Genomic DNA, 23,434 nt, shown 5'->3' with positions numbered 1-23,434 from the left:
ATCACCGTAGCCCTGAGCAAGTCGAAGGGCGCTTATCCGCGTTAGGCGCCCTTCGACAGGCTCAGGGCTATGGTCAAGATATAAGCCGGTTATCCGGCGAATGGAGTTGGGATGGGGCAAGGCAAGCTAGTCTTTTTCGGCGAATTGCTGATCCGCCTGACCGCGCCGGGCAACGAACTGCTGATGCAGTCGCCGTCGCTGGCGCTCCATGTCGGCGGCGCCGAGGCGAATGTCGCGATCGGGCTGGCGCACCTTGGCCATGACTGCGCGATGGTCAGCAGGGTTCCTTCGAATGCTCTGGGTCGCGGAGCAGTGGCGGCGGTGCGCGGCGGCGGCGTCGATTGCACCGCCGTCACCACGGGTCCCGGCCGGATGGGCCTCTATTTCCTGAGCGTCGGTGCAGGGCTACGGTCGTCCGAAATCGTCTATGATCGCGCGGGGTCCAGTTTCGCGGCGACCGGTGCCGACGATTATGACTGGGACGCCCTGCTCGCCGGTGCAGGCCTGCTCCACCTGTCGGGCATTACTCCTGCGCTCGGGCCGCGCTCGGCAGAGGCTGCACTCGCGGCGGCGCGCGCGGCGAAGCGGCTCGGCGTGCCGATAAGCTTCGACGGCAATTACCGCGCGATGCTGTGGGAGGCGTGGGACAGCGATCCGCGCGCAATCCTGTCCGAACTGATCGGCCTCGCCGACATCCTTTTCGGCAACCACCGCGACCTGTCGCTGGTGCTGGGGCAGGAATTCAGCGGCGACGGGGCGGACAGGCGGCGCGAGGCCGCCGAGGCCGGGCTCGCTGCCTTTCCGGACCTCCGGCTGATTGCCTCGACCGCGCGGCACACCGTCACCGCCGATCACCACCGCATCGCTGCGCGCGTCGATGTGCGCAGCGGTGGCCACCAGACCGGCGAGATCGACGTCACGGGCATCGTCGACCGGATCGGCGCGGGCGATGCCTTCGCCGCCGGGGTGCTCCATGCGCACCGCGCGAGCGGCGATGCGCGGGCGATGGCGGAAAGCGGGCTCGCGCTGACCGCGCTCAAACATTCGCTGCCGGGCGACGCGAGCCGTTTCGGGCAGGCCGACATCGATGCGTTCCACGGCGGCGGGCTTGATGTCCGGCGCTGACCCGATCGACCGCCGCGCGCTACTGGCTACGGCTGGCAGCACGCTCTTTCTTTCGGGGCTTGTGCGCGCCGAGATTGTGACTCCAATCCACCATATCGGGGCGGTCAGCGCGCCCGACGGTTCTTATCGTTCAGATAAGCGTCGCAGCTTTGGTGACGGCCAGTCCTGGAGCTTCACGGGTATCCGCTATGGCCGTGCCGCGCGTTTTCGTGCGCCGGTCGCGGTGACCAGCGCCGAGCAATTGCGCGGCGACGTCTTTGGTCCCGCCTGCCCCCAGACGGGCAGCCGTTACCAGCCGCAGGACGAGGATTGCCTGTTCCTCAACGTCTGGACGCCCGACATCGAACGGCCAGCGAAGCGCCCGGTGATGGTCTATTTCCACGGCGGCGCCTATTCGACCGGCAGTGTCACCGATCCGGTCAACGACGGCGCGCGCCTCGCCGCGCGCGGCGATGTCGTGGTCGTCACCGTCAACCACCGGTTGAACGCGCTCGGCTATCTCTATCTCGCCGGGCTCGATGCGCGCTTTCCTGACAGCGGCAACGCGGGGCAACTCGACCTGATCGTTGCGCTCCAATGGGTCCAGCGCAATATCGCTGCCTTTGGCGGCGATCCGGCCAATGTCACCGTCTTCGGCCAGTCGGGCGGCGGCGCCAAAATCGCGACGCTGATGGCGATGCCCGCGGCGAAGGGGCTGTTCCACAAGGCGATCACGATGAGCGGGCAGCAGGTCACCGCGTCGGGTCCGCTCAACGCGACGAAGCGCGCGCAGGCGTTTCTCGAAAAGCTCGGCAAGGATGTCGATCCGGCGACGGTGCCGGTCGAGCAATTGATCGCGGCATTGTCGGCCACCGATCCGATCCTCGGCGGCGGGGTTTATATGGGGCCGGTGCTCGACATGAGGCATCTGACGCGCCACCCCTTCTGGCCCGACGCCGCGCCGCAGTCGCTCGCTATTCCGATGATGCTCGGCAATACGGTGATGGAAACGCGCGCCTTCTATTCGCCGGACGGCAAACAGCTTGCCGGGCTGGGTTTCGATAATCTCGCGGCTCGCATCGCGCCCGAAATGCGGATCGACATCGAACCATCGTGGGTCGTCGCGCAGTTTCGGGGACGCTATCCTGCGGCAGATCCGCTCGAACTGTTCCACCGCATCGTCACCGCGGCGCGCAGCTGGCGCGGGCAGGTCGAGGAGGCCGAAGCGCGCGCGCGGGCGGGGCATCCGGGGTTCGTCTATCAGCTCGATTTCGAGGCTGCGAAGCACGCCGACGATATTGCGCTCAGTTTTGGCACCGTCGCTGACCCGACCCCGGCGCAGCAGGCGATGAGCGACCGGATGATGGACGCCTTCGTCCGCTTTGCGCGCACGGGCAATCCGGGCTGGTCGGCCTATGATCTGGCCAAGCGGCAGACGATGATCTTCGACACGGAAAGCCGGGTCGAAAATGGCCCGCGCAAGTGGGAGCGCGAGCTGTTCGCGCGCGCGCCGTATATCCAGCCGGGATCCTAACGCGTCATTGCGAGCGAAGCGAAGCAATCCAGAGCGGCTTACGCCACGCTGGATTGCCGCGTCGCTTCGCTCCTCGCAATGACGGAGATCAGACGATCCCCTGCGATCCGAGCCAGTTCCACAGCAGTTCGGGCCAGATCGCGACGGGCAGCCCTGCGGTCTTCATCAACCCGAAGCCATGCTCGCCGCGCTCGAAGAAATGCGCTTCGGCGGGTGCGCCGATGCCGCGCGTCGCTTCGCGGAGCCGCACGCTGTTGGCGACCTTGACGACGCTGTCATCCTCGGCGTGGAGCAGCCACAGCGGGGGCTGGTCGGCGCGGACGTTAAGCTCGGGCGAATAGAGTTTCTCGCGCGCCGCATCGGGCGTCGCGCCGATCAGTTTCTCGCGGCTCACCGCATGCGCGATCGCAGGGTCCATCGACACGACGGGATAGATGGCGGCAAGCGCGTCGGGCCGTGCGGGCAGCGGGTCGGCAGCGTCGACCGGATCATAGACCTCTGCGTCGAAGCGCGTGAGCAGGCTCGTCGCAACCTGTCCGCCCGCCGAGAAACCGCCAAAGGCGACACGCGCCGGATCGATGCCGTCGAGCTTCGCGCGGCTGCGCACCAGCCGCACCGCGCGCTGCGCATCGGCGAGCGGGGCGTCGGCGCCGTTCGTCCAGCCGTCGCCGGGCAGGCGATAGAAGAGGACATAGACGGTGACGCCGCGGTCCTTCAGCCAGCGCGCGAGCTCATAGCCTTCCTTGTCGATCACGACATAGCGATAGCCACCGCCAGGGGCGAGGATAACCGCCGCGCCGTTGGGCTTTGCCGGGCGGAAGATATCGAGGCGCGGGCGCGTGATCTTCTCGAGCATCCGGTCGCTGGCGTTCGGATCATCGCTGCGCTGGACGACCGCTTCGACGAGGCCCGGTGGCGGCTTGATATGGCCGTCCGGCCACAGCGCGATGCTCGCGTCGGGCGTCAGGCCCGCGGGCCGCGTCCACGCCGCCTCGGCCGCCGCGCTCGCAAAGGGCAGCGTCAGCCCCGCCGCCAACAGCGTGCGGCGACCCAGCGTCATGGCGCGGGCGCCTTGTTGGGATAGGCGATAATCAAGACCAGGGGTTCGCCGCCGGTCTGGCGGATACCGACCTTTGCGCCCTTGTAGAGCCACGCCGCGGTTCCGGCCTTCAATTCCTGTTCCTCGCCGTCCGAATGGACGATGCCGGTGCCGGAAAGGACATAATATATCTCGTCATGGTCGATCGGGTGGATGCCGATCGCAGCGCCCACGTGCAGCGCGCGCTTGCGAAATTCGAAGCTGCGCGGCGCCGGGACCGAATCGCTGATCCGGTAGGCAGTCGACATCCCGATTGCGCCATGCGGCGGCGCCTCCTCACGGACCGTCGTCGTCTCGTCGATCACGACCATCGCGGGGGCAGTTCCGCCAGCGAGGAGCAGGGCGAGCAGCGCGCTCATCGTCAATTCCCCGTCCGCGACGCGCGGTCGCGCGCCGACAGATTTTCCTGCGGCAGCGGCGCCGTCTGGCCGGGATAGATGCCCGACTTCGGCTCCATCGTCGCAAGATCCCAGTCTCCCTCGACAAAGGGCGCGCGCACCTCCTTGACCTTGGGGTAGGCGCTTACTTCCTGCTCGTCGTCGATCACTTGCCCACGCCCTTCGGCGACGAAAAAGAGCACACGGATTTCATCGGCGTCGCGCGCCCAGGGCCGCGCGCCGGCGGTCGACAGCACCGATGTTTCGACATCGCGCACCGGCAGGATGGTATAGCCGCCCACCGGCGCGAGCGGCGCCTTGGCGCGGATCAGCTTCGCCTGCGTCTCGCCATAGCGGCCGAATTCGGGCAGCGCCGCGCCGTGGCGATCGACGTGGAGATTGTCCTTGCCATAATATTCAAGGTCGCCGTCGCCGCCCAGCATCAGGAACGGCAGCTGCTCGTCGGTGTCGTTGCCGCCGCGCATCACGTTGCCGATCGCGGTGATCTGCCCTGTCACATAATCATGCCCGACCCATTCGAGGTTCATGAGGTTGTAATGCACCGCGCGGTGCTGCGGGTTATAGATCAGATTGTTGATCATCAGCGCCTGTCCGCCGCCCTTGATCAGCGGGTTGCGCTCGACATTATGCGCCCAGACATTGCGGTAAAAGACGATGCCCGTCGCATTGTCGTGGATCAGCGACCCCTTGCTGTGCTCGCCCTTGGGATGGCTCGCGTCGGCGAGGCCTTCGGCGGCGAGGTTGTTCGAAAAAGTGATATTGTGGCTCGTACCCGCCCGCCATTCGGCGACGCTGTTGCCGGTGAAGCGGGGGCCGGACGCCGACATATTTTCGTCGATCCCCCACATCAGCGTGCAATGGTCGACAATGACATTATGCGCCGCCACGGTCGAAAAAGTGTCGGCTTCCCAGCCGCTGCGTTTCGGTTGCCCATCGACCCCGGTGTAGATGCGCAGGTGGCGGATCACGACGTCGTGGGTCTTTACGTCGATGCCGGTGCGGATCAGCGTGATCCCGGGCCCCGGCGCGGTCTGCCCGGCGATGGTCAGAAATGGATGGGTGACGCTGATCGTCTGGCGTCCCATGTCGATGACGCCGCCGACCTCGAACACGATGATGCGCGGTCCGGGGGTCTCGATCGCAGCCTTCAGCGACCCCGGCCCGTCGGCCGCCAGCGTGGTCACGCGCAGGATCTGGCCGCCGCGACCGCCAATGGTGTGCGCAGCGGGGCCGACCGCACCCGGGAAGGCCAGCGGCGCCGCATCGGCGGCGAGCGCTGGGCTCGCAGGCAGTGCAAACGCCAGAAAAAGCGCGGCCAACCAAGGTTTTTTGGGCATCCCGTCTCTCCGATTCATTGGGGTATTGACACGGCTGTTCCAATCCCTCTATCTTCCTGACACCGGTTACCCCAATCGGTCAACGAGAAAATTTTCAAGGGAGAGGGGATAGGGCGGCCAGTCGCGACAGGCGACGGCGCCATCATCACTCTCAAAAAAAATTCCGGCCAGGCGATCATGCCGATTTGTCTGGTCTCGCAAAGTAACCGGTGTCATTTCTTGCTTCGGCAAGAGTTTCGGCCGATCAAGGGAGGATGATAATGGCTATTCATGCAACGCGGGGCCTTCGCGCTTTGACCCAATTGGCGTGCGGCGCTTCGCTTGCCGCGATCGCGGTGTCACCGGCTTTTGCCCAGGACGCCGCCGCGCCCGTCGCCGACGATACGGTCGCGACCGAAGACGAGATCGTCGTCACCGGCTTTCGCGCCTCGCTCGACAAGGCGCTCGACGTGAAGCGCGATTCGGTGGCCGCGGTCGACGCGATCGTCGCCGAGGACATCGCCAAATTCCCTGATCAGAACCTCGCGGAATCGTTGCAGCGCATTCCCGGCATCACCATCCAGCGCGACGGCGGCGAGGGCCGCGGCATCACCGTGCGCGGTCTCGGATCGCAATTCACGCGCGTTCGAGTCAACGGGCTCGAAACCGTTGCGACCTCGACCGACGGCGCCTCGGCGAACCGCGACCGCGCATTCGACTTCAACGTCTTTGCTTCCGAACTGTTCAGCTCGATCGTCGTCCACAAGACCGCGTCGGCCGAACTCGACGAAGGCTCGCTCGGCGCCGTCGTCGACCTCAACACCGGCAATCCGCTGGCGGGCAAGAGCGGCTTTACCGCGGCGCTGTCGGCGCAGGGCAGCTACAACGACCTGTCCGAAAAGGTCGGCCCGCGCGTGGCGGGCCTGCTCAGCTGGGTGAACGACGCCGGAACGCTCGGCTTTGCGGTGTCGGCGGCCTATTCGGACCAGAAGACGCTCGAGCTTGGCAACAACACGGTGCGCTGGGCGCAGGCGCGCTTCGATTCGGTCAATGGCGCCCCGTGCTTTACCACCACCGCAACGAGCGGCATCGGCGTCGCCAATTCGGGCGGCGTTTATACCAACGGCCGCTCCGCCGCGTGCGATTCGGTGGCGCTCGCCTTTCACCCGCGCATCCCGCGTTATGGCGAGATCGCGCACGACAAGAAGCGCCTCGGCATCACCGGTTCGATCCAGTTCGCGCCGACCGATGCGACCAAGATTTCGCTCGACGGGCTCTTCTCGAGCTTCAAGCATCAGCGCCGCGAGCGTTGGGGTGAAGTGCTGCTGCGCAGCAACGAACGCTCGATCAACGTCCGCGACTATGTGATCGACAACGACAATAACATGATCTCGGCGACGCTCGACGACGCATGGGTGCGCACCGAACATTATCTGCGCCAGGCCAAGACCGAATTTTATCAGTTCGGCGGCAGCTGGGATCAGGATGTCGGCGACAATTTCCGCTTCACCCTGCTCGGCGGCCTGTCGAAATCGATCGCGTCGATCCCGCTGGAAACCACGCTGGTCTTCGACGACCGCGACGCGCAGGGCTATCGCTACGACTATACCGACATGGCGAACCCGGTGCTGACCTTTGGCACCAGCGTCACCAATCCGGCGAATTTCCAGCTCGCCGAAATCCGTGACCGCCCGTCGGAGGTCGAGAACAAGTTCCGGACCGCGCAGCTGCGCACCGAATGGGACGTCACCGACGGCTTCACGGTCAAGGCGGGCGGCGTCTATCGCCGTTTCGATTTCACCAGTGTCGCCTTTACCCGCGACACCGTGGTGTGCGGCAACGGCGGTGTCGATCGCGTGCTCGGCACGCTGACCTGTTCGCCGTCGTCGGCGTTCGGCCCGACTGCGATCTACGGTTTCCCGGTGACGTCGTCGCTCGCCGAGCTGTTCAGGCTGGGGAAGGCGGGGCAGCCCGCCGGAACGACCACCGAATGGCTGGTCCCGAATCTGGAGGCGGGGACCGCCTTTACCGGCCTGTATAACCGCACCCCCGCGCTCGACGCCGGCAACAACCGCAGCGTGCGTGAAGAGGTCACCGGTGGTTATCTGCAATTCGACGCCAAGGGCGAATTGGGCGGGCTCGACTATGCGCTCAACGCCGGGATCCGTTACGTCCACACCGCGCAGACGTCGAGCGGGCTCAGCAGCGGCGCTGCGGTGACCGTGAAGCGCAGCTATGAAGATTGGCTGCCGTCGGTGAACCTGGCGTTGTTCCCGCACGAAGACATCATCATCCGCGCTGCGGTTGCCGATGTGATGACGCGCCCGACGCTCGGCAACCTGACCCCCGGCGGCTCGGTCGACGGGTTCAACTATCGGATCAACTACGGCAACCCGTTCCTCGATCCGTTCCGCGCCACCGCGTACGACCTGGCTTTCGAATGGTATTTTGCGCCGCAATCGATCTTTTCGGTCGCGCTGTTCAAAAAGGACATCGCAAGCTTCCCGGTCGCAACGACGAGCAGCGGCACCTTTGCCTCGACCGGTCTACCGACGTCGATCATCCCGCCGAGCAGCCCTGCCGCGATCAACCCCGAAGGCCAGCTGTGGACGATCAACTCGATCGGCAATGGCGAAGGCGCCAGTCTGAAAGGGGTCGAAGTTTCGCTGCAGGCTCCGTTCACCTTCCTGCCAGGGTTCCTTTCGAACTTCGGCGGCATCGTCAACGCGACCTTCATCGACTCGGACGCCGACTATTCGGTGGCGGGCCCGTCGGTCGTGCCTGGCGGTGCCAACGTCGGGGCGATCCGCAACGGCACGCTCTTCAACCTGTCGAAGCGCGCCTATAACGGCACGCTCTATTATGACGACGGCAAGTTCAGCGCCCGTGCCTCGATCAGCTATCGCAGCCGTTATGCCGACGCCAACAGCGGCACCGGCAATGTGTTCGAAGGCTATGGTTCGACGATCAACGTCGATGCGTCGATGCGCTATGCGATCACCGACAACATCGAAATCTCCGTCGAGGGCATCAATCTGACCGACGAATATCGCTATCGCTTCACCGACATCGACGCGAACCGCAATTACGAGAACAACCATTTCGGTCGCACCTTCCTGTTCGGTGCGCGCGTCAAGATTTGACGTCGACAGGTTAGTCCCGGTGAGGCCCGGTCTTCGCTTGCGGGGGCCGGGCCTTTCTTTTTCAAGGAGAGCAAATTGACCGATCGCCGCGAGATGCTGAAGCTGGCCGGGACGGGATTGATGGCTACCGGTCTGTCGGGCCTCGCCGGACCGTCGGCGCTGGCCGCCGCGTCGTCATCGCCATCGGCCCCGCCATGGGCGAAGGGCTTCGACGGTCAGCGCAAGCCCGATCTTGGCGACGGGCGTTTTCTCAATCCGATCATGGCCGGCGACCATCCCGACCCGTCGATCCTGAAGGACGGCGCCGATTATTACATGACCTTCTCGACCTTTGACTCCTATCCGGGGCTGGTCATCTGGCATTCGCGCGACCTGGTGAACTGGCGCCCGATCGGTCCGGCGCTCCACAAGAATATCGGATCGGTGTGGGCGCCCGAGCTGGTGAAGCATGGCGGCCGTTTCTTTCTGTACATCCCCACCAAAGGCCCGAACACCAGCTGGGTGATCTGGGCCGACACGATCGAGGGGCCGTGGAGCGAGCCGGTCGATCTGAACCTGCCCGACCATATCGACCCCGGTCATGCGGTCGGCGAGGACGGATCACGCTGGCTGTTCCTGTCGGGCGGCGACCGCGTGCGATTGTCCGACGACGGGCTGTCGCGAATCGGCGAGCCGGAACATGTCTATGATCCGTGGCGCTACCCCGCCGACTGGGTGGTCGAGGGTTTCGCACCCGAGGGGCCGAAGATCACGCGCCACGGCGACTATTTTTACATGATCACCGCGGTCGGTGGCACCGCGGGTCCGCCGACGGGTCATATGGTGATCGCGGCGCGGTCGAAGTCGATCCACGGTCCGTGGGAAAATTGCCCCGCGAACCCCATCGTTCGCACCACATCGGCCGCCGAAAAATGGTGGTCGCGCGGCCATGCGACGCTCGTCGAGGGCCCGGGGGGCGACTGGTGGAGCGTCTATCACGGGTTCGAAAATGGCTATTGGACGCTGGGGCGGCAGGCGCTGCTCGACCCGATCGAATGGACCGCCGACGGCTGGTTCCGCATGAAGGGCGGCGACCTGTCGCAACCGATCGCCAAACCGGCAGGCGGGACCGTCGCGGGGCCCCATGGCATGGCGCTGTCGGATGATTTCGGCGCGCTGGCGCTCGGCGCGAAATGGAATTTCTTCAAGCCCGGCCCCGACGAGCGCAGCCGTGCGCGCGTCGCGGATAACGCCCTGGTGTTGACGGCGCGCGGCAAGGCGCCGGTCGATTCATCGCCCTTGCTCTTGATCGCGGGCGATCAGGCCTATCGGTTCGAATGCGACATCGAGATCGCACCCGGCGGCACCGCGGGCTTGATCCTCTTCTACGACGAGAAGCTCTATTGCGGGCTCGGCTTCGACGGCGGGCGCTTCGTCACCCACCAATATGGCATCGAACGCGCGCGCCCCGCCAATCCGCACGGGCGGCGGATGCGGGTGCGCGTCACCAACGACCGCCATATCGTGACATATGACACCAGCGGCGATGGCGGGAAGACCTGGGTCCGTTTCGACCGCGGCATGGAGGTGTCGGGTTACCACCACAATGTCCGCGGCGGTTTCCTGATGTTGCGCCCCGGGCTTTACTCAGCCGGGGCGGGCGAGGCGCGGTTCCGCGACTTTCGCTTTGAGGCGCTCGGGTAGCGATTTTTCGTTTCGCACAAAGACACAAAGACACGAAGAGGGATCATCATTTTTCCCAAAGGCGGTTTCCCGCCGAAGGCGATATTTGAAAGCGCTTCGCGCTAATCGCAACCTACGGCAGGCCATGGAGCAGACCCCTTCGTGTCTTTGTGTCTTTGTGCGAAATTTTTCCCAGCGCTACGTTGGCTTCAAAGCGTCACGCCCGATTTCCAGATCGCTATGTCGCGTTCCTCATTGGCTTCCGCCTTGGTGATGGCGCCTGACGCGGTGGCGACGATCAGATCGCGCAGTGCGTTCGACGCCGCGTCAAACCCGTCGTCGATCACCGTCCCGGCATCAAAGTCGATCCACCCCGCCTTGCGCGCGGCCAGATCGCTGTTCGAGGCGATCTTCAGCGTCGGCGCCGGAAAGCCGAGCGGCGTGCCGCGTCCGGTGGTGAACAGGATCACCGTCGCACCCGCGGCGGTCAGCGCGGTCGACGACACCGCGTCGTTGCCCGGCGCTTCGAGCAGCGTCAGCCCCGCCAGCCGCGCCTCGCCGCCGTAGCGCTGGACATCGACGAGCGGCACCTGTCCACCCTTCTGCACCGCGCCCAGCGATTTTTCCTCGAGCGTCGTGATCCCGCCGGCGATATTGCCGGGCGAGGGGTTCTCGCTCACCGGCTCGCCGTTGCGGATGAAATAGTCCTTGAAGTCGCGGACCAGCGCCGCGGCTTCGTCGAACACCGCGCGCGATACGGCGCGGTCCATCAATATCTGCTCGGCGCCGAAAATTTCCGGAATTTCGGTAAGGATGACCTGGCCGCCCGCGGCGGCAACGGCATCGGCCATGCGCCCGACGAGCGGGTTGGCGGTGAGGCCCGAGAGGCCGTCCGACCCACCGCATTTCACCCCCAGGGTCAGCTTGGACAGCGGCACCTCGCGGCGCGGCGTATCGGCGCATCCGGCGACGAGTTCGTCGATCAGTGCGAGGCACGCGGCCTCGTCATCCTCGACCGCCTGCGCCGACAGGGTGCGGATATGCCCGCGGCGGTCGGCGGGGATCAGCGCGGTGAGCGCGCCGAGCTGGTTGCTCTCGCACCCGAGCCCGACGATCAGCACGCCCCCGGCATTGGGATGCTGCGCCAGTGCGGCGAGCACGGCGCGCGTATGGCCAAGGTCGTCGCCAAGCTGCGAACAGCCAAAGGGATGTTTGAAGGCATGGATGCCGTCGACGCGCCCGGCATGGCGAATGCCCGCGATGCGCGCGACGCGCGCGGCGAGATTGCCGACGCAGCCGACGGTCGGCAGGATCCAGATTTCGTTGCGCGTGCCGACGCGCCCGTCGGCGCGGACATAGCCCGAAAAGCCCGGCGCCGATGCTGCGGTGGGCGGTGCGTCGGTCGGCACCCCGGTATATTGATAGTCGCCGTCGCTACCGAGCGCGGTCGCCAGATTGTGGCTGTGGACATGCTCGCCGGGCGCGATGTCGGCGGTCGCGATGCCGATCGGAAAGCCATATTTGATCACCGCAGCGCCCCGCGCGATCGGCGCGGTCGCAATCTTGTGCCCGCGCGCGACGGCAATTGCGGCGCAAACATCGTCGCGTGCGATCGGCTTCGCGCCCGCCGCAATATCGGCAATCGCGGTCGCGACATTGTCCGCCGCATGCACGCGGATGGCCTTGTCGATCGGATATTCGCTTGCTTTTGACACCGGTGTCTCTTAGACGGTTTCGCGGAAGAGGGAAATGACAAAGATGCCGGCAACAGCTGATCACGAAAATGTCGCCCGCGCGTTTCTGGCCGCTCGCGCGAAAAAGACACCGCTTACCTTGTATCCGGGAGCGATGCCGCAAACGATGGCCGACGCCTATGCGATCCAGGATCGTGCGATTGCGCTCGACGGGCGCCGCGTCGGCGGATGGAAGGTCGGGCGAATCGCGCCCGATCTGGTCGATCGCTACGGCGGCAACCGCCTGACCGGCCCGATTTTTGTCGACGAAATTCATGATGGGTCCGCGCAGCCGGCGATGCCGGTCTATGCCGACGGTTTCGCCGCCGCCGAAGCCGAGATATTGCTCTGCTTTGGCGAGGTCGGAACGCGCGATTATGACATCGACAGCGTGCGCGATTGCATCGTCGACGTTCGCACCGGGATCGAGATTGCAAGCTCGCCCTTTCCCGAAATCAACCGCCACGGCCCCGCGGTCACCGCGTCGGATTATGGCAACAACAAGGGGCTGGTGCTTGGTCCTTCGATCGTCGGCTGGCAGGACGCCGACCTTATTCGCATGCCGGTCGAAATGGCGATCGACGGTGAAACGGTCGGTGCCGCGACGATGGAGGCGATGCTCGACGGTCCGTTCGGATCGGCGCTGTTCCTGATCGAAATCCTGCGCGCGCGCGATATTGCGATTCCGCCCGGTACCCTGGTGTCGGCGGGCGCGATCACCGGCATCCATGAAGTCAGGCCCGGGCAACGTGCCGAAGCGCTGTTCGACGGAAAAATCCGCGTCGGTTGCTCGATTACAAGCTATTAAAGCAAGAACGGGAGAGGTTTATGGCACAGGCATTCGCGGACGGAGGGACGGCGGCGCCAGTGCCGCGGTCGGGGCGGTATCGCTGGCTGATCGTCGCGCTACTGTTCGCCGCGACCACGGTCAATTATATCGACCGCACCATGCTCGGCCTGCTCGCGCCGACGCTCGGGCAGGAGCTCGGGTGGAGCGAGAATGACTATGGCAACATCGTCACCGCGTTCCAGGCCGCCTATGCGCTTGGCTTCCTCCTCATGGGCTGGCTGATCGACCGTTTCGGACCGAAAATCGGCTATGCGATCGCGATCAGCATCTGGACCGTCGGCCATGTCGCGCACGGCTTCGCCTCGTCGGTCGCCTCCTTCATGATGGCCCGCGTGATTCTCGGCGTCGGCGAGGCAGGGCATTTCCCGTCGGTCGTGCGCGCGTCGAGCGAATGGTTCCCGCAAAAGGAACGCTCCTACGCGATCGGCTGGGTGAACAGCGCGACGACGATCGGCGTCATCCTGACCGCGCCGACGATCGCATTGTTCATGGTGTGGATGGGTTTCGACTGGCGTGAAACCTTCATGTATACCGGCGCCTTCGGCGTCATCCTGCTTGTGCTCTGGCTCTGGCTCTACAGCAACCCGCGCGAGAGCGGGAAAGTGAGCGAAGCCGAGCTGGCGTGGATCGAACATGATCCGCCCGAAAAGATGGAGCGGCTCGGCTGGGGCGCGATCGTCACCAAGCGCGAGGCGTGGGCCTATGCGATCGGCAAATTCCTGACCGATCCGGTCTGGTTCCTGATGCTTTTCTGGCTGCCCAAATATTTCAGCACCACCTACAATGTCGATTTGAAAGTCGTGCTGTTGCCGATGATCATCATGTATCTGCTGTCGGACGTCGGCAGCATCCTTGGCGGCTGGGTATCGTCGAAGCTGATCCAGACCGGACATAGCGTCAATTTCGCGCGCAAGGCGACGATGCTCGGCGCGGGTTGCTGTGTGCTGCCTTTGCTGTTCGTTTCGGGGCTCGACAATATGTGGCTCGCGGTGGTGCTGATCGGCATCGCGCTCGCGGGGCATCAGGCCTTTTCGTCGACGATCCTGTCGATCCCGCCCGACATGTTTCCGAAACGCGCGGTCGGGTCGGTGATCGGGCTTGGCGGCTTTGCGGGCGGCGTCGGCGGGATGATCATGGCGAAGTCGACCGGGCTCGTGCTCGACGCGACGGGGGGCAATTACACGATCATCTTTGCGGCCTGTACCGTCGTCTATTTCCTCGCTGTGGCTGCGATCCATAGCCTGAGCCCGCGGCTTGCACCGGTCACCGTGGGCGTGGTGAAATAAGTCGATGCCGCGTCCGTTGCTGCTGTCTCCCGACCGTCTCTTTCCGTCCGACCCGGCGCAGCGCGACATCGCGCGCCGGCTCTATGCGGAGGTTGCGGACCTGCCGATCATCAGCCCGCACGGCCACACCGACCCGAGCTGGTTCGCGGGCAATGCGCCGTTCGGCAATGCGGCGGAGCTCTTGCTCCATCCCGACCATTATGTGTTCCGGATGCTCTATTCGCAGGGCGTTTCGCTCGATGCGCTCGGTATCCGCAATCCGGACGCCGACCCGCGCGAAAGCTGGCGGCTGTTTGCGCAAAATTACCATCTCTTCCGCGGCACCCCGAGCCGCATGTGGATGGACTGGGTGTTCGCTGAGGCGTTCGGTTTCGACGTGCAATTTTCCGCCGAAACCTCGGACCTCTATTACGATCGCATCACCGAGGCGCTGACGACCGACGCTTTCCGTCCGCGCGCGCTGTTCGACCGCTTCGGGATCGAGGTGATCGCGACGACCGAAAGCCCGATCGATACGCTCGAGCATCACGCTGCCATCCGCGCTGCGAACGACAGCGGCGAATGGGGCGGGTGCGTAGTCACCGCCTACCGCCCCGACCCGGTCGTCGACCCCGAATTCGAACGCTTTCGCGACAATCTGCAACGCTTCTCCGACCTTTCGGGCGAAGATGCCTTCTCCTATGCCGGCTATCTCGCCGCGCACCGAAACCGCCGCGCCTTCTTCGCCGCGATGGGTGCGACCTCGACCGACCACGGCCACCCCACCGCGGCGACCGCCGACCTATCGGAGGCACAAGCCGAGGCGCTGTTCGCGCGTGTGACCGGCGCCGACGTCAGCGCAGCCGACGCCGAGCTGTTTCGCGCGCACATGCTCACCGTGATGGCGGGGATGAGCCTCGACGACGGGCTGGTGATGCAGATTCATCCCGGCGCCCTGCGCAACCACAATCCCTGGCTGTTCGACCATTATGGCCGCGACAAGGGCGCCGATATCCCGACGGCCACCGACTATGTCCATGCGCTGCGCCCGTTGCTTGGGCGTTATGGCAATGAGGCGGGGCTGACCATCATCCTCTTCACGCTCGACGAGACGAGCTACGCGCGCGAACTGGCGCCGCTCGCGGGCCATTATCCGGCGCTGAAGCTTGGCCCCGCCTGGTGGTTTCACGACAGCCCCGAAGGGATGCGCCGCTTCCGCAGCCAGACGACCGAGACCGCGGGCTTCTACAACACAGTCGGTTTCAACGACGATACGCGCGCCTTCCTGTCGATCCCCGCGCGCCACGACGTCGCACGCCGCATCGACTGCGGTTTCCTCGCGCAGCTCGTCGCCGAGCACCGGATGGAGGAATGGGAGGCCGCCGAACTCGCCGCCGACCTCAGCTACAATCTCGCCAAGGCTGCGTACAAGCTGTGAGGCTGTCGGCTGAAACGCCGCTCCCGGCGTCGGTGCAGGCGCCGGGTTACGACCGCGCCTCGCAGGCGGCGGGGATCGCCCATATCGGCATCGGCGCGTTCCACCGCGCGCATCAGGCCGTCTATACCGACGATGCGATGGGGGCGGGTGAGCGCGATTGGGGCATAGTCGGCTTGTCGCTTCGTTCTCCCGGTGTTGCCGCGCAGCTAAATCCGCAGGACGGGCTCTATACGGTCAGCACGCGCAGCGCTGCGGGGACCGGGTTGCGCCTGATCGGGGCGGTGCAGAAGGTGCTTGTCGCGGCCGACGAGCCGCAGGCCGTCATCGACGCTATCGCCGCATCGCCGACGCACATCGTCAGCTTCACCGTCACCGAGAAGGGCTATCTGCGCCGCTCTGACGGCACGCTCGATCTCGATGCGGCCAAGGGACCGTCGAGCCTCTACCGCTTTATCGGCGCCGGACTTTCCGCACGCAAGGCGAAGGGCTTGCCGGGCCTGACCCTGCTCAGCTGCGACAATCTGGCGAACAATGGCGCGGTGCTGAAGGCACTGATGCGCCAGTATCTTGCCGTGGAATATCCCGTTCTGGTGGATTGGTTCGACCGCGAATGCCGCTGTCCCGCGACGATGATCGACCGCATCGTGCCCGCGACCACTGACGCCGACCGCGCGGCGATCGAGGCCGAACTCGGCGTCCGCGACGAAGGCGCTGTCGTCACCGAAGGCTTCAGCCAGTGGGTGATCGAGGATGATTTTGCGGGGCCGCGCCCGCGCTGGGAACAGGTCGGCGCGCAGCTCGTCGCCGATGTTGCCCCCTATGAGACGGCAAAGCTGCGCATGCTCAACGGCGCGCATTCGGCGCTCGCCTATATCGGGCTGGGGGCAGGGCATGACTATGTCCATCAGGCGATCGCCGATCCCGCGATCCGCCCCGTCATCGACCGGCTGATGCGCGATGAGGCCGCGCCGACGATCGACGCCGCCCCGGGGCAGGATCTCGCCGCCTATGCCGATGCGCTGCTCGAGCGCTTCGCCAATCCGGCGCTTCACCACCGGCTGATCCAGATCGCGATGGACGGCAGCCAGAAGATTCCGCAGCGCTGGCTCGAAACGCTGGCATGGCATCAGGCGCGCGGGGCGCGCTGCTCGTCGCTCGAAGCGGCGATCGCCGCGTGGATCGCTTTTCTTCGGAGCGACCATCCGATCGACGATCCGCTGGCCGATCGGCTGAGGGCCGCAGCGGCGGGTCCCTATGCGATCGAACGGATATTCGGCGACGGCGGGCTGGTCGCCTCGGATTGGTGGCCATAAGCCCATATGAAATCCGTTCGTGCTGAGCTTGTCTAAGCACCGTTCTTCTTTTTTCCGACGTCGCAAGAAAGAACGGCCCTTCGACAAGCTCAGGGCGAACGGATTGAGGTAGGCGCTAAACCGGCACCAGCAGCCCTTTACTCTCCCTTACCTCGGCATCCAGCCAGTCGATGAACGCCCGCATCCGCGGTTGCGGCGCGACGTCGCGGTGGAGCGCAAGCCAGAAGGCACGCGCGATCGCCTGATCGGGACGCACGCGGACCAGCGCGGGATCGCCCGCTGCGAGGAAGCAGGGGAGGACGCCGACCCCCGCGCCGCCCGCGATCATCCGCCGCTGCGCGAGGATCGACGAAGACCGGACATTGGCGCGTAGCCCCGGCTCGATTTCGCCCAGATAGTCGAGTTCGGGGGCGTAGAGGATGTCGGGCATATAGCCGATCACCGGGATGCCCGCGCGCGACAACGGCGCTGCGGTCACAGCCGCCTGCCAGTCGCTCCGGTCCGCGGGCGCATAGAGGCCAAGGCTGTAGTCGGACAGCTTGCGCGTGATCAGTGGGCCTTTGCGTGGCCGCGCCAGCAGCACCGCCATATCGGCCTCGCGCCGCGACGGATTGAGAAAGCCCGACGAGGCGACAAGGTCGATCTCGAGCTCGGGATGCGCATCGACGAATTTGCCGAGCCGCGGGGCGATGAAGCTGTTGCCGAAGCCTTCGGACACGCTGATGCGCAATTGCCCTGACAGCGGCGATCCGCCGTCGGGCGCCATGTGGATGCGCGCCGCCGCCGCCGCCATCGCCTCGGCGTGCGGAACGAGCGCCCGACCTGCCGCCGTCAGAACGAAACCCGTCGGCGCCCGTTCGAACAAGGTCTGCTGGAGCGCGGCTTCGAGCGCGCTGACCTGACGGCTGACCGTCGTCGCATCGACGTGCAGCGCCGCCGCGGCACGCGCCAGCGTGCCGTGACGCGCGACAAACAGGAAATATTGCAGCTTGTCCCAGTCCATATGCCTGCAAATATGCAGGATAAGGCTGCAAGTCTATCCCTTGCAATCGCCCCCTAACTCGGCTGTTGCAGCGGCAACATTTTTTGGGAGACTCGGATATGCGACAGATCGACCATCATATCGTCGGCGGCGCCGGCAGCAGCAGCCGCTTCGGCGACGTCCTCGACCCCAATAATGGCGGCGTGCAGGCGCAGGTCGCATTGGGCGACCGCGCTATCCTCGACCGCGCCGTCGCCGCGGCGAAAGCCGCGCAGCCCGCCTGGGCCGCAACGAACCCGCAGCGCCGCGCGCGCGTGATGTTCGAATTCAAGCGCCTCGTCGAAGCCAATATGAACCAGCTCGCGGAGATGTTGTCGAGCGAACATGGCAAGGTGATCGCGGACTCGAAGGGCGATATCCAGCGCGGGCTCGAGGTCATCGAATTCTGCTGCGGCATCCCGCATGTGCTGAAGGGCGAATATACGCAGGGCGCGGGGCCGGGCATCGACGTCTATTCGATGCGCCAGCCGGTCGGCATCGGCGCGGGGATCACCCCGTTCAACTTCCCCGCGATGATCCCGCTGTGGATGGGCGGCGTCGCGACCGCGACGGGCAACGCCTTCATCCTCAAGCCCAGCGAGCGCGACCCGTCGGTGCCCGTCCGCCTGTCGGAGCTGTTCCTCGAAGCCGGGTTGCCCGAGGGCATTTTCCAGACCGTCCATGGCGACAAGGAGATGGTCGACGCGATCCTCGACCATCCCGACATCGGCGCGGTCAGCTTCGTCGGCTCGTCGGACATCGCGCATTATGTCTATAATCGCGGCGTCGCGAACGGAAAGCGCGTGCAGGCGATGGGCGGCGCGAAGAACCACGGCATCGTCATGCCCGACGCCGATCTCGACCAGGTCGTCAATGACTTGACCGGCGCCGCCTTCGGCTCGGCGGGTGAGCGCTGCATGGCGCTCCCCGTCGTCGTCCCCGTGGGCGAGGACACCGCGAACCGGCTCCGCGAAAAGCTGATCCCCGCGATCGAAGCGCTGCGCGTCGGCGTGTCGACCGATGCCGAGGCGCATTACGGCCCCGTCGTGACGCAGGCGCACAAGGAAAAGGTCGAAGGCTGGATCGCCAAATGTGCCGAGGAAGGCGCCGAACTGGTTGTCGACGGCCGCGGCTTCACCTTGCAGGGGCATGAAAAGGGCTTCTTCGTCGGCCCGACGCTGTTCGACCATGTCACCACCGACATGGAAAGCTACAAGGAAGAAATCTTCGGCCCGGTGCTGCAGATCGTCCGCGCCCCCGATTTCGAAACCGCGCTCGAACTGCCCAGCAAGCACCAATATGGCAATGGCGTCGCGATCTTCACGCGCAACGGCCACGCCGCGCGCGAATTCGCGGCGCGCGTGCAAGTCGGCATGGTCGGCATCAACGTGCCGATCCCGGTGCCCGTCGCCTATCACACGTTCGGCGGCTGGAAGCGTTCGGCGTTCGGCGACACCAACCAGCACGGCATGGAAGGCGTCAAATTCTGGACCAAGGTCAAGACGATCACCGCGCGCTGGCCCGACGGGTCGCCCGACGGCGGTAATGCGTTCGTGATTCCGACGATGGGTTGACGGGGGCAACCCGTGAGCCGGCTCGGACATTTCTCCTGTCGAAGGAGAAGGACGATGAAGATCTGGACGATGCCCGCGCTGCTGCTGCTCGCGGCGTGCGGCGGTGGCGACGAGCGATCTGACGCGGAGGATGCGGCTGCGCCCGCGACCCCCGCCGATGTGCCGAATACCGAAGTCGATGCCGACCTGCGGACAGCAAAGGAGGAAGCGTCGACCAATCCCGCGAGCGATCCCGTCGCGGGCGCTGGCGCGGCGATCCCGGCGGCGATCCGTGGCCGCTGGGCGCTGAACACTGCCGATTGCACCGCGAAAAAGGGCGCCGATCTGACCGCGGTGACGATCGATGCGACGAACCTGCGCTTTTACGAATCGCATGGCGAACTCGCGCGCGTCCGCGAAGGCGGTGCGAACCGGCTGGTCGCCGATTACCGGTTCAGCGGCGAGGGGCAGGAATGGGATCGGCGGATCGAGCTCGCGCTTGCCGATGGCGGCAAAATGCTCGTCCGCCGCGATATGGGTGAGGGTGCCGCGGCGGGCGCGATGCGCTATACGCGCTGCGCCGGATGACGGTTTTGAAAGGGAGACTCACGATGGATATTCGCTGGATTGCAATTGCCGCCGCCCTGCCGCTCGCCGCCTGCGCGAGCAGCGAAGCCCCGGTCGAGTCGACCCCGGCGGCACCCGAAGCCGCAATGACGTGCAAGGCCGATGCGGTGCAGAGCCATGTCGGCCATGTTGCGAGCGCGGAAATGGGCGCGGCGATCCTCAAACAATCCGGCGCCCGCACCTTGCGCTGGGGCCCGCCGCGCAGCGCGATGACGATGGACTACCGCCAGGACCGCGTGAACATCATGTACGACGACGCCTACAAGATCACGCAGGTCACCTGTGGCTGATTCGGGTCGTCGCAATCATAGCTCGGCCTCCCCGTTCGAACCCGTTTATGGCTACAGCCGCGCGGTTCGGGTGGGGGACCGTATCGATGTCGCGGGCTGCGCGCCGATCGAGGCCGATGGCAGTTCGACGCTCGGCGATGCGGGGGTTCAGGCGGCGCGCTGCCTGACGATCATTCGCGAGGCGTTGGAAGCGCTTGGCGGTTCGCCCGCCGACGTCGTGCGCACGCGCATGTATATCACCGATCCGGCGGACGCGGATCTGGTGGGGCGGGCGCATGGCGCGATGTTCGGCGACATCCGCCCCGCCTCGACGATGCTCGTCATCCCCGCGCTGATCCGCCCCGAGTGGAAAGTCGAAATCGAAGCCGAAGCCATCGTTGGGGGCAACGGATGATATGGCGCCTTTTCCTGATAGGATGCGCTGCTGCGATCTCGTGCGACGCTCCTGCTATAGCCGCCGAATTGGACGGTCCGGCCCGGTTTTGCGGTTATTCGCCTATCATCGATCTCCTGCCTGGAGAGCGTGTCGAAACGCTCACTGGAGGAATCCATGGTGGCTCCTTCCGTTGGAGCGGCGATTTCGGATCACTTGTCGTTCATGGCAACGGGTGGGCGAGTAAGCCTAAAGGTGCTGTCGCGTTAAAGCGAAATGCAAAGGGCCACGTCCGTTACGCTTCGCGGAAAAGCGGAGGCGAATACGGGGTTGCCATCTGGAACCGCAGGCACGGGGCTGCTTATTTTTCATCGCCGAAGCCACTGACCGATGCGCAATTGACCGCAATCGACCGGGTCGATCTCTTCAACGAGGGTGAAGACCCAGACGGCTGCGATTTGCGAACAATTTTTTCTTGGGAATGACCATGACCGACCAGTTCCAGCTTACCGACGACCAGCTCGCCATTCAGGACATGGCGCGCAAGTTCACCGCCGACCGCATCACGCCCTTTGCCGCCGAATGGGACGAGAAATGCCATTATCCGGTCGAGGTGTGGAAGGCCGCGGGCGAGCTTGGCTTCGGCGCCATTTATGTCGCTGAGGAATCGGGCGGCATCGGGCTGGGGCGGCTCGAGGCGGCGCTGATCATGGAGGCGATGGCCTATGGCTGTCCCGCCACCAGCGCTTATGTGTCGATCCACAATATGGCGACGTGGATGATCGACCGTTTCGGCGGCGCGGCGATCAAGGACCGCTACCTGCCGAGCCTGGTCAGCATGGACAAGATCGCGAGCTATTGCCTCACCGAACCCGGCTCGGGGTCCGACGCCGCGGCACTCAAGACGACCGCGAAAAGGGACGGCGACCATTATGTGCTGAACGGCACGAAGCAGTTCATTTCGGGCGCCGGGGTCAACGACATCTATGTCTGCATGGTCCGCACCGGCGAGGAAAAATCGAAGGGTATTTCCTGCCTCGTCATCGAAAAGGACACGCCGGGATTGAGCTTCGGCGCCCCCGAAAAGAAGCTCGGCTGGAATGCCTCGCCCACCGCGCAGGTGATCTTCGAGGATTGTCGTGTACCGATCGAAAATCTCGTCGGTGCCGAGGGCGACGGCTTCCGCTTTGCGATGGCGGGGCTCGATGGCGGCCGCCTTAACATCGGCGCCTGTTCCTTGGGCGGTGCGCAGCGCTGCCTCGACGAGGCGATCGCCTATACCAAGGACCGCCAGCAATTCGGGCAGCCGGTCGCCGATTTCCAGAACACCCAGTTCATGCTCGCCGACATGGCGACCGACCTCGAAGCCTCGCGCGCCTTGCTCTATCTCGCCGCGGCCAAGGTCACCGCGAATGCGCCCGACAAGTCGCGCTTCTCGGCGATGGCGAAGCGGCTCGCGACCGACAATGGCAGCAAGATCGTCAACGACGCGCTGCAATTGTTCGGCGGCTACGGCTATTTGCGTGATTATCCGATCGAGCGTTTCTGGCGTGACCTCCGCGTCCACTCGATCCTCGAAGGCACCAACCAGGTGATGCGGATGATCGTCGGAAGGGATTTGCTGCGCCAATGACCGAAGACATTCTCATCTCCACCGACGGTCGCATCGGCCGCCTGTCGCTCAATCGCCCCAAGGCGATCCATGCGCTCAACCTCGCGATGTGCGAAGCGATGATCGACGCGCTCATCAAATGGCGCGATGACGACGCGATCGAAGCGGTGATCATCGACCATAGCGAGGGGCGCGGCTTCTGCGCTGGGGGCGACATCCGCATGCTCGCCGAGAGCGGTGCGAAGGACGGGGTCGAAGCGCGCGCCTTCTTCCATACCGAATATCGTCTCAACCATCTGCTGTTCACTTACCCCAAGCCCGTCGTCGCTTTCATGGACGGGATCACGATGGGCGGCGGGGTCGGCATTTCGCAGCCGGCGAAATATCGCATCGCGACCGAGCATACGCGCTTTGCGATGCCCGAGACGGGGATCGGCCTGTTCCCCGACGTCGGCGGCGGCTGGTACCTCCCACGACTCGAAGGCCGCGTCGGGGTGTTCCTTGCGCTTACCGGGGCGCGGCTCGACGGCGCCGAATGTCTCGCGCTCGGACTCGCGACGCATTATCTGCCGTCCGAACATCTGGCCGAAGCGAAAAAGCGGATCGCCGTGCATCCCGATCGCATCGGCGGCATATTGGGCGAACTGTCGGTCACCGCGCCGCCCGCGGAGATCACGCACCAGATCGACAAGATCAACCGGCTGTTCGCCAGCGACACCTATGAAGACATTCTCGCCGCGCTCGAAGCCGATGGCGGAGAATGGGCGGAAAAGGAGCTTGCGGCGCTGCACAGCAAATCGCCGCAGACTTGCAAGGTCGCGCTCCGCCAATTGAAGGAAGGCGGGGCGATGCACGACTTTGCCGCGCAGATGACACAGGAATATGCGATCGGCAGCCGCGTCGTCGCGATGCACGATTTCATCGAAGGCGTCCGCGCGCTGATCATCGACAAGGACAACAGCCCGAAATGGGATCCGCCGACGCCCGAAGCGGTGACCGACGACTGGATCGACGCGATCTTCGCGCCGCTGCCCGAGAATGAGAAATGGACGCCGCTTACCTGAGCCTTTGCCGCTACCCTGCCTCGTCACCCCGGACTTGAT

Annotated in this window: 20 protein-coding genes; 15 read left to right on the top strand and 5 right to left on the bottom strand. The window is 65.1% G+C overall.

What is annotated here, in order from left to right; translation table 11 throughout:
- The first annotated feature begins 111 nt into the window (after positions 1–111).
- Together FFS18_RS01985 and FFS18_RS01980 are read left to right on the top strand one after the other, a co-directional pair.
- Positions 112–1,125: a sugar kinase gene (locus FFS18_RS01985; protein WP_137869570.1), complete on the top strand. Its 1,014-nt coding sequence runs from the start codon at positions 112–114 to the stop codon at positions 1,123–1,125.
- Positions 1,112–2,638 (top strand): carboxylesterase/lipase family protein, encoded by a 1,527-nt coding sequence (locus FFS18_RS01980; RefSeq protein WP_249340257.1) that lies wholly within the window; start codon positions 1,112–1,114, stop codon positions 2,636–2,638. Before FFS18_RS01985 ends, FFS18_RS01980 begins: the two co-directional genes overlap by 14 nt.
- Before the next feature lie 88 nt (positions 2,639–2,726).
- On the opposite strand, the gene FFS18_RS01975 is transcribed toward FFS18_RS01980, so the two are convergent.
- Genes FFS18_RS01975 through FFS18_RS01965 form a run of 3 tightly spaced genes read right to left on the bottom strand, consistent with a single transcriptional unit; the run spans position 2,727 to position 5,472 of the window.
- A complete protein-coding gene (locus FFS18_RS01975) occupies positions 2,727–3,698 on the bottom strand; it encodes an alpha/beta hydrolase (protein ID WP_137869569.1) in 972 nt (323 codons plus the stop codon).
- Entirely contained in the window at positions 3,695–4,096 is a 402-nt protein-coding gene (locus tag FFS18_RS01970; RefSeq protein WP_137869568.1) for a cupin domain-containing protein, read from the bottom strand. The genes FFS18_RS01975 and FFS18_RS01970 overlap by 4 nt, the downstream gene beginning before the upstream one ends.
- Positions 4,097–4,098: 2 nt before the next feature.
- Positions 4,099–5,472, bottom strand: coding sequence for a pectate lyase family protein (locus FFS18_RS01965; protein WP_137869567.1), 1,374 nt, complete (start codon positions 5,470–5,472; stop codon positions 4,099–4,101).
- 260 nt (positions 5,473–5,732) lie between these two features.
- Here FFS18_RS01965 and FFS18_RS01960 point away from each other — a divergent pair, with 260 nt between their 5' ends.
- Positions 5,733–8,594, top strand: a complete 2,862-nt coding sequence (locus FFS18_RS01960) for a TonB-dependent receptor (RefSeq protein WP_137869566.1) — start codon at positions 5,733–5,735, stop codon at positions 8,592–8,594.
- A gap of 93 nt (positions 8,595–8,687) precedes the next feature.
- Positions 8,688–10,277, top strand: coding sequence for a family 43 glycosylhydrolase (locus FFS18_RS01955; RefSeq protein WP_137869781.1), 1,590 nt, complete (start codon positions 8,688–8,690; stop codon positions 10,275–10,277).
- A gap of 188 nt (positions 10,278–10,465) precedes the next feature.
- Here FFS18_RS01955 and FFS18_RS01950 read toward each other — a convergent pair whose 3' ends face one another.
- Positions 10,466–11,971 carry a UxaA family hydrolase gene (locus FFS18_RS01950; protein WP_137869565.1) on the bottom strand — a complete coding sequence of 502 codons (1,506 nt, stop codon included), beginning with the start codon at positions 11,969–11,971 and terminating at the stop codon, positions 10,466–10,468.
- Positions 11,972–12,014: 43 nt separating this feature from the next.
- Between FFS18_RS01950 and FFS18_RS01945 the strand changes: the two genes are divergently transcribed.
- From FFS18_RS01945 to FFS18_RS01930, 4 genes are read left to right on the top strand one after another with little or no spacing between them, the layout of a single operon-like run.
- On the top strand, positions 12,015–12,797 hold the full coding sequence (locus FFS18_RS01945) for a 2-keto-4-pentenoate hydratase (protein ID WP_137869564.1): 783 nt from the start codon (positions 12,015–12,017) through the stop codon (positions 12,795–12,797).
- A gap of 20 nt (positions 12,798–12,817) precedes the next feature.
- A complete protein-coding gene (locus FFS18_RS01940; RefSeq protein WP_137869563.1) occupies positions 12,818–14,125 on the top strand; it encodes an MFS transporter in 1,308 nt (435 codons plus the stop codon).
- 4 nt (positions 14,126–14,129) lie between these two features.
- Positions 14,130–15,542, top strand: a complete 1,413-nt coding sequence (gene uxaC, locus FFS18_RS01935) for a glucuronate isomerase (protein ID WP_137869562.1) — start codon at positions 14,130–14,132, stop codon at positions 15,540–15,542.
- Entirely contained in the window at positions 15,539–16,855 is a 1,317-nt protein-coding gene (locus FFS18_RS01930) for a mannitol dehydrogenase family protein (protein WP_249340256.1), read from the top strand. The genes uxaC and FFS18_RS01930 overlap by 4 nt, the downstream gene beginning before the upstream one ends.
- Positions 16,856–16,970: 115 nt before the next feature.
- Here the strand turns inward: FFS18_RS01930 and FFS18_RS01925 are convergent, their stop codons facing one another.
- Positions 16,971–17,858, bottom strand: coding sequence for a LysR family transcriptional regulator (locus FFS18_RS01925; RefSeq protein WP_137869561.1), 888 nt, complete (start codon positions 17,856–17,858; stop codon positions 16,971–16,973).
- A 98-nt stretch (positions 17,859–17,956) separates the two neighbouring features.
- On the opposite strand from FFS18_RS01925, the gene FFS18_RS01920 reads away from it, so the two are divergent.
- The 7 genes from FFS18_RS01920 to FFS18_RS01890 are packed head-to-tail and all read left to right on the top strand — an operon-like array spanning position 17,957 to position 23,395.
- On the top strand, positions 17,957–19,450 hold the full coding sequence (locus tag FFS18_RS01920) for a CoA-acylating methylmalonate-semialdehyde dehydrogenase (protein ID WP_137869560.1): 1,494 nt from the start codon (positions 17,957–17,959) through the stop codon (positions 19,448–19,450).
- Between the two features lie 54 nt (positions 19,451–19,504).
- Entirely contained in the window at positions 19,505–20,017 is a 513-nt protein-coding gene (locus FFS18_RS01915; protein WP_137869559.1) for a hypothetical protein, read from the top strand.
- 23 nt (positions 20,018–20,040) lie between these two features.
- Positions 20,041–20,346, top strand: coding sequence for an I78 family peptidase inhibitor (locus tag FFS18_RS01910; RefSeq protein WP_137869558.1), 306 nt, complete (start codon positions 20,041–20,043; stop codon positions 20,344–20,346).
- Positions 20,339–20,740 carry a RidA family protein gene (locus FFS18_RS01905; protein WP_137869557.1) on the top strand — a complete coding sequence of 134 codons (402 nt, stop codon included), beginning with the start codon at positions 20,339–20,341 and terminating at the stop codon, positions 20,738–20,740. The genes FFS18_RS01910 and FFS18_RS01905 overlap by 8 nt, the downstream gene beginning before the upstream one ends.
- Complete coding sequence (locus tag FFS18_RS01900) at positions 20,737–21,204, top strand: hypothetical protein (protein WP_120217563.1); 468 nt, start codon at positions 20,737–20,739, stop codon at positions 21,202–21,204. Before FFS18_RS01905 ends, FFS18_RS01900 begins: the two co-directional genes overlap by 4 nt.
- Before the next feature lie 2 nt (positions 21,205–21,206).
- Positions 21,207–22,352, top strand: coding sequence for an acyl-CoA dehydrogenase family protein (locus tag FFS18_RS01895; RefSeq protein WP_137869556.1), 1,146 nt, complete (start codon positions 21,207–21,209; stop codon positions 22,350–22,352).
- Positions 22,349–23,395 (top strand): enoyl-CoA hydratase/isomerase family protein, encoded by a 1,047-nt coding sequence (locus tag FFS18_RS01890; protein WP_137869555.1) that lies wholly within the window; start codon positions 22,349–22,351, stop codon positions 23,393–23,395. Before FFS18_RS01895 ends, FFS18_RS01890 begins: the two co-directional genes overlap by 4 nt.
- Positions 23,396–23,434: the final 39 nt, after the last annotated feature.

Origin of the sequence: Sphingopyxis sp. 2PD (assembly GCF_005503695.1) — a bacterium.
GTDB lineage: Bacteria > Pseudomonadota > Alphaproteobacteria > Sphingomonadales > Sphingomonadaceae > Sphingopyxis.
This window is presented reverse-complemented; position numbering and strand designations above follow the sequence as displayed.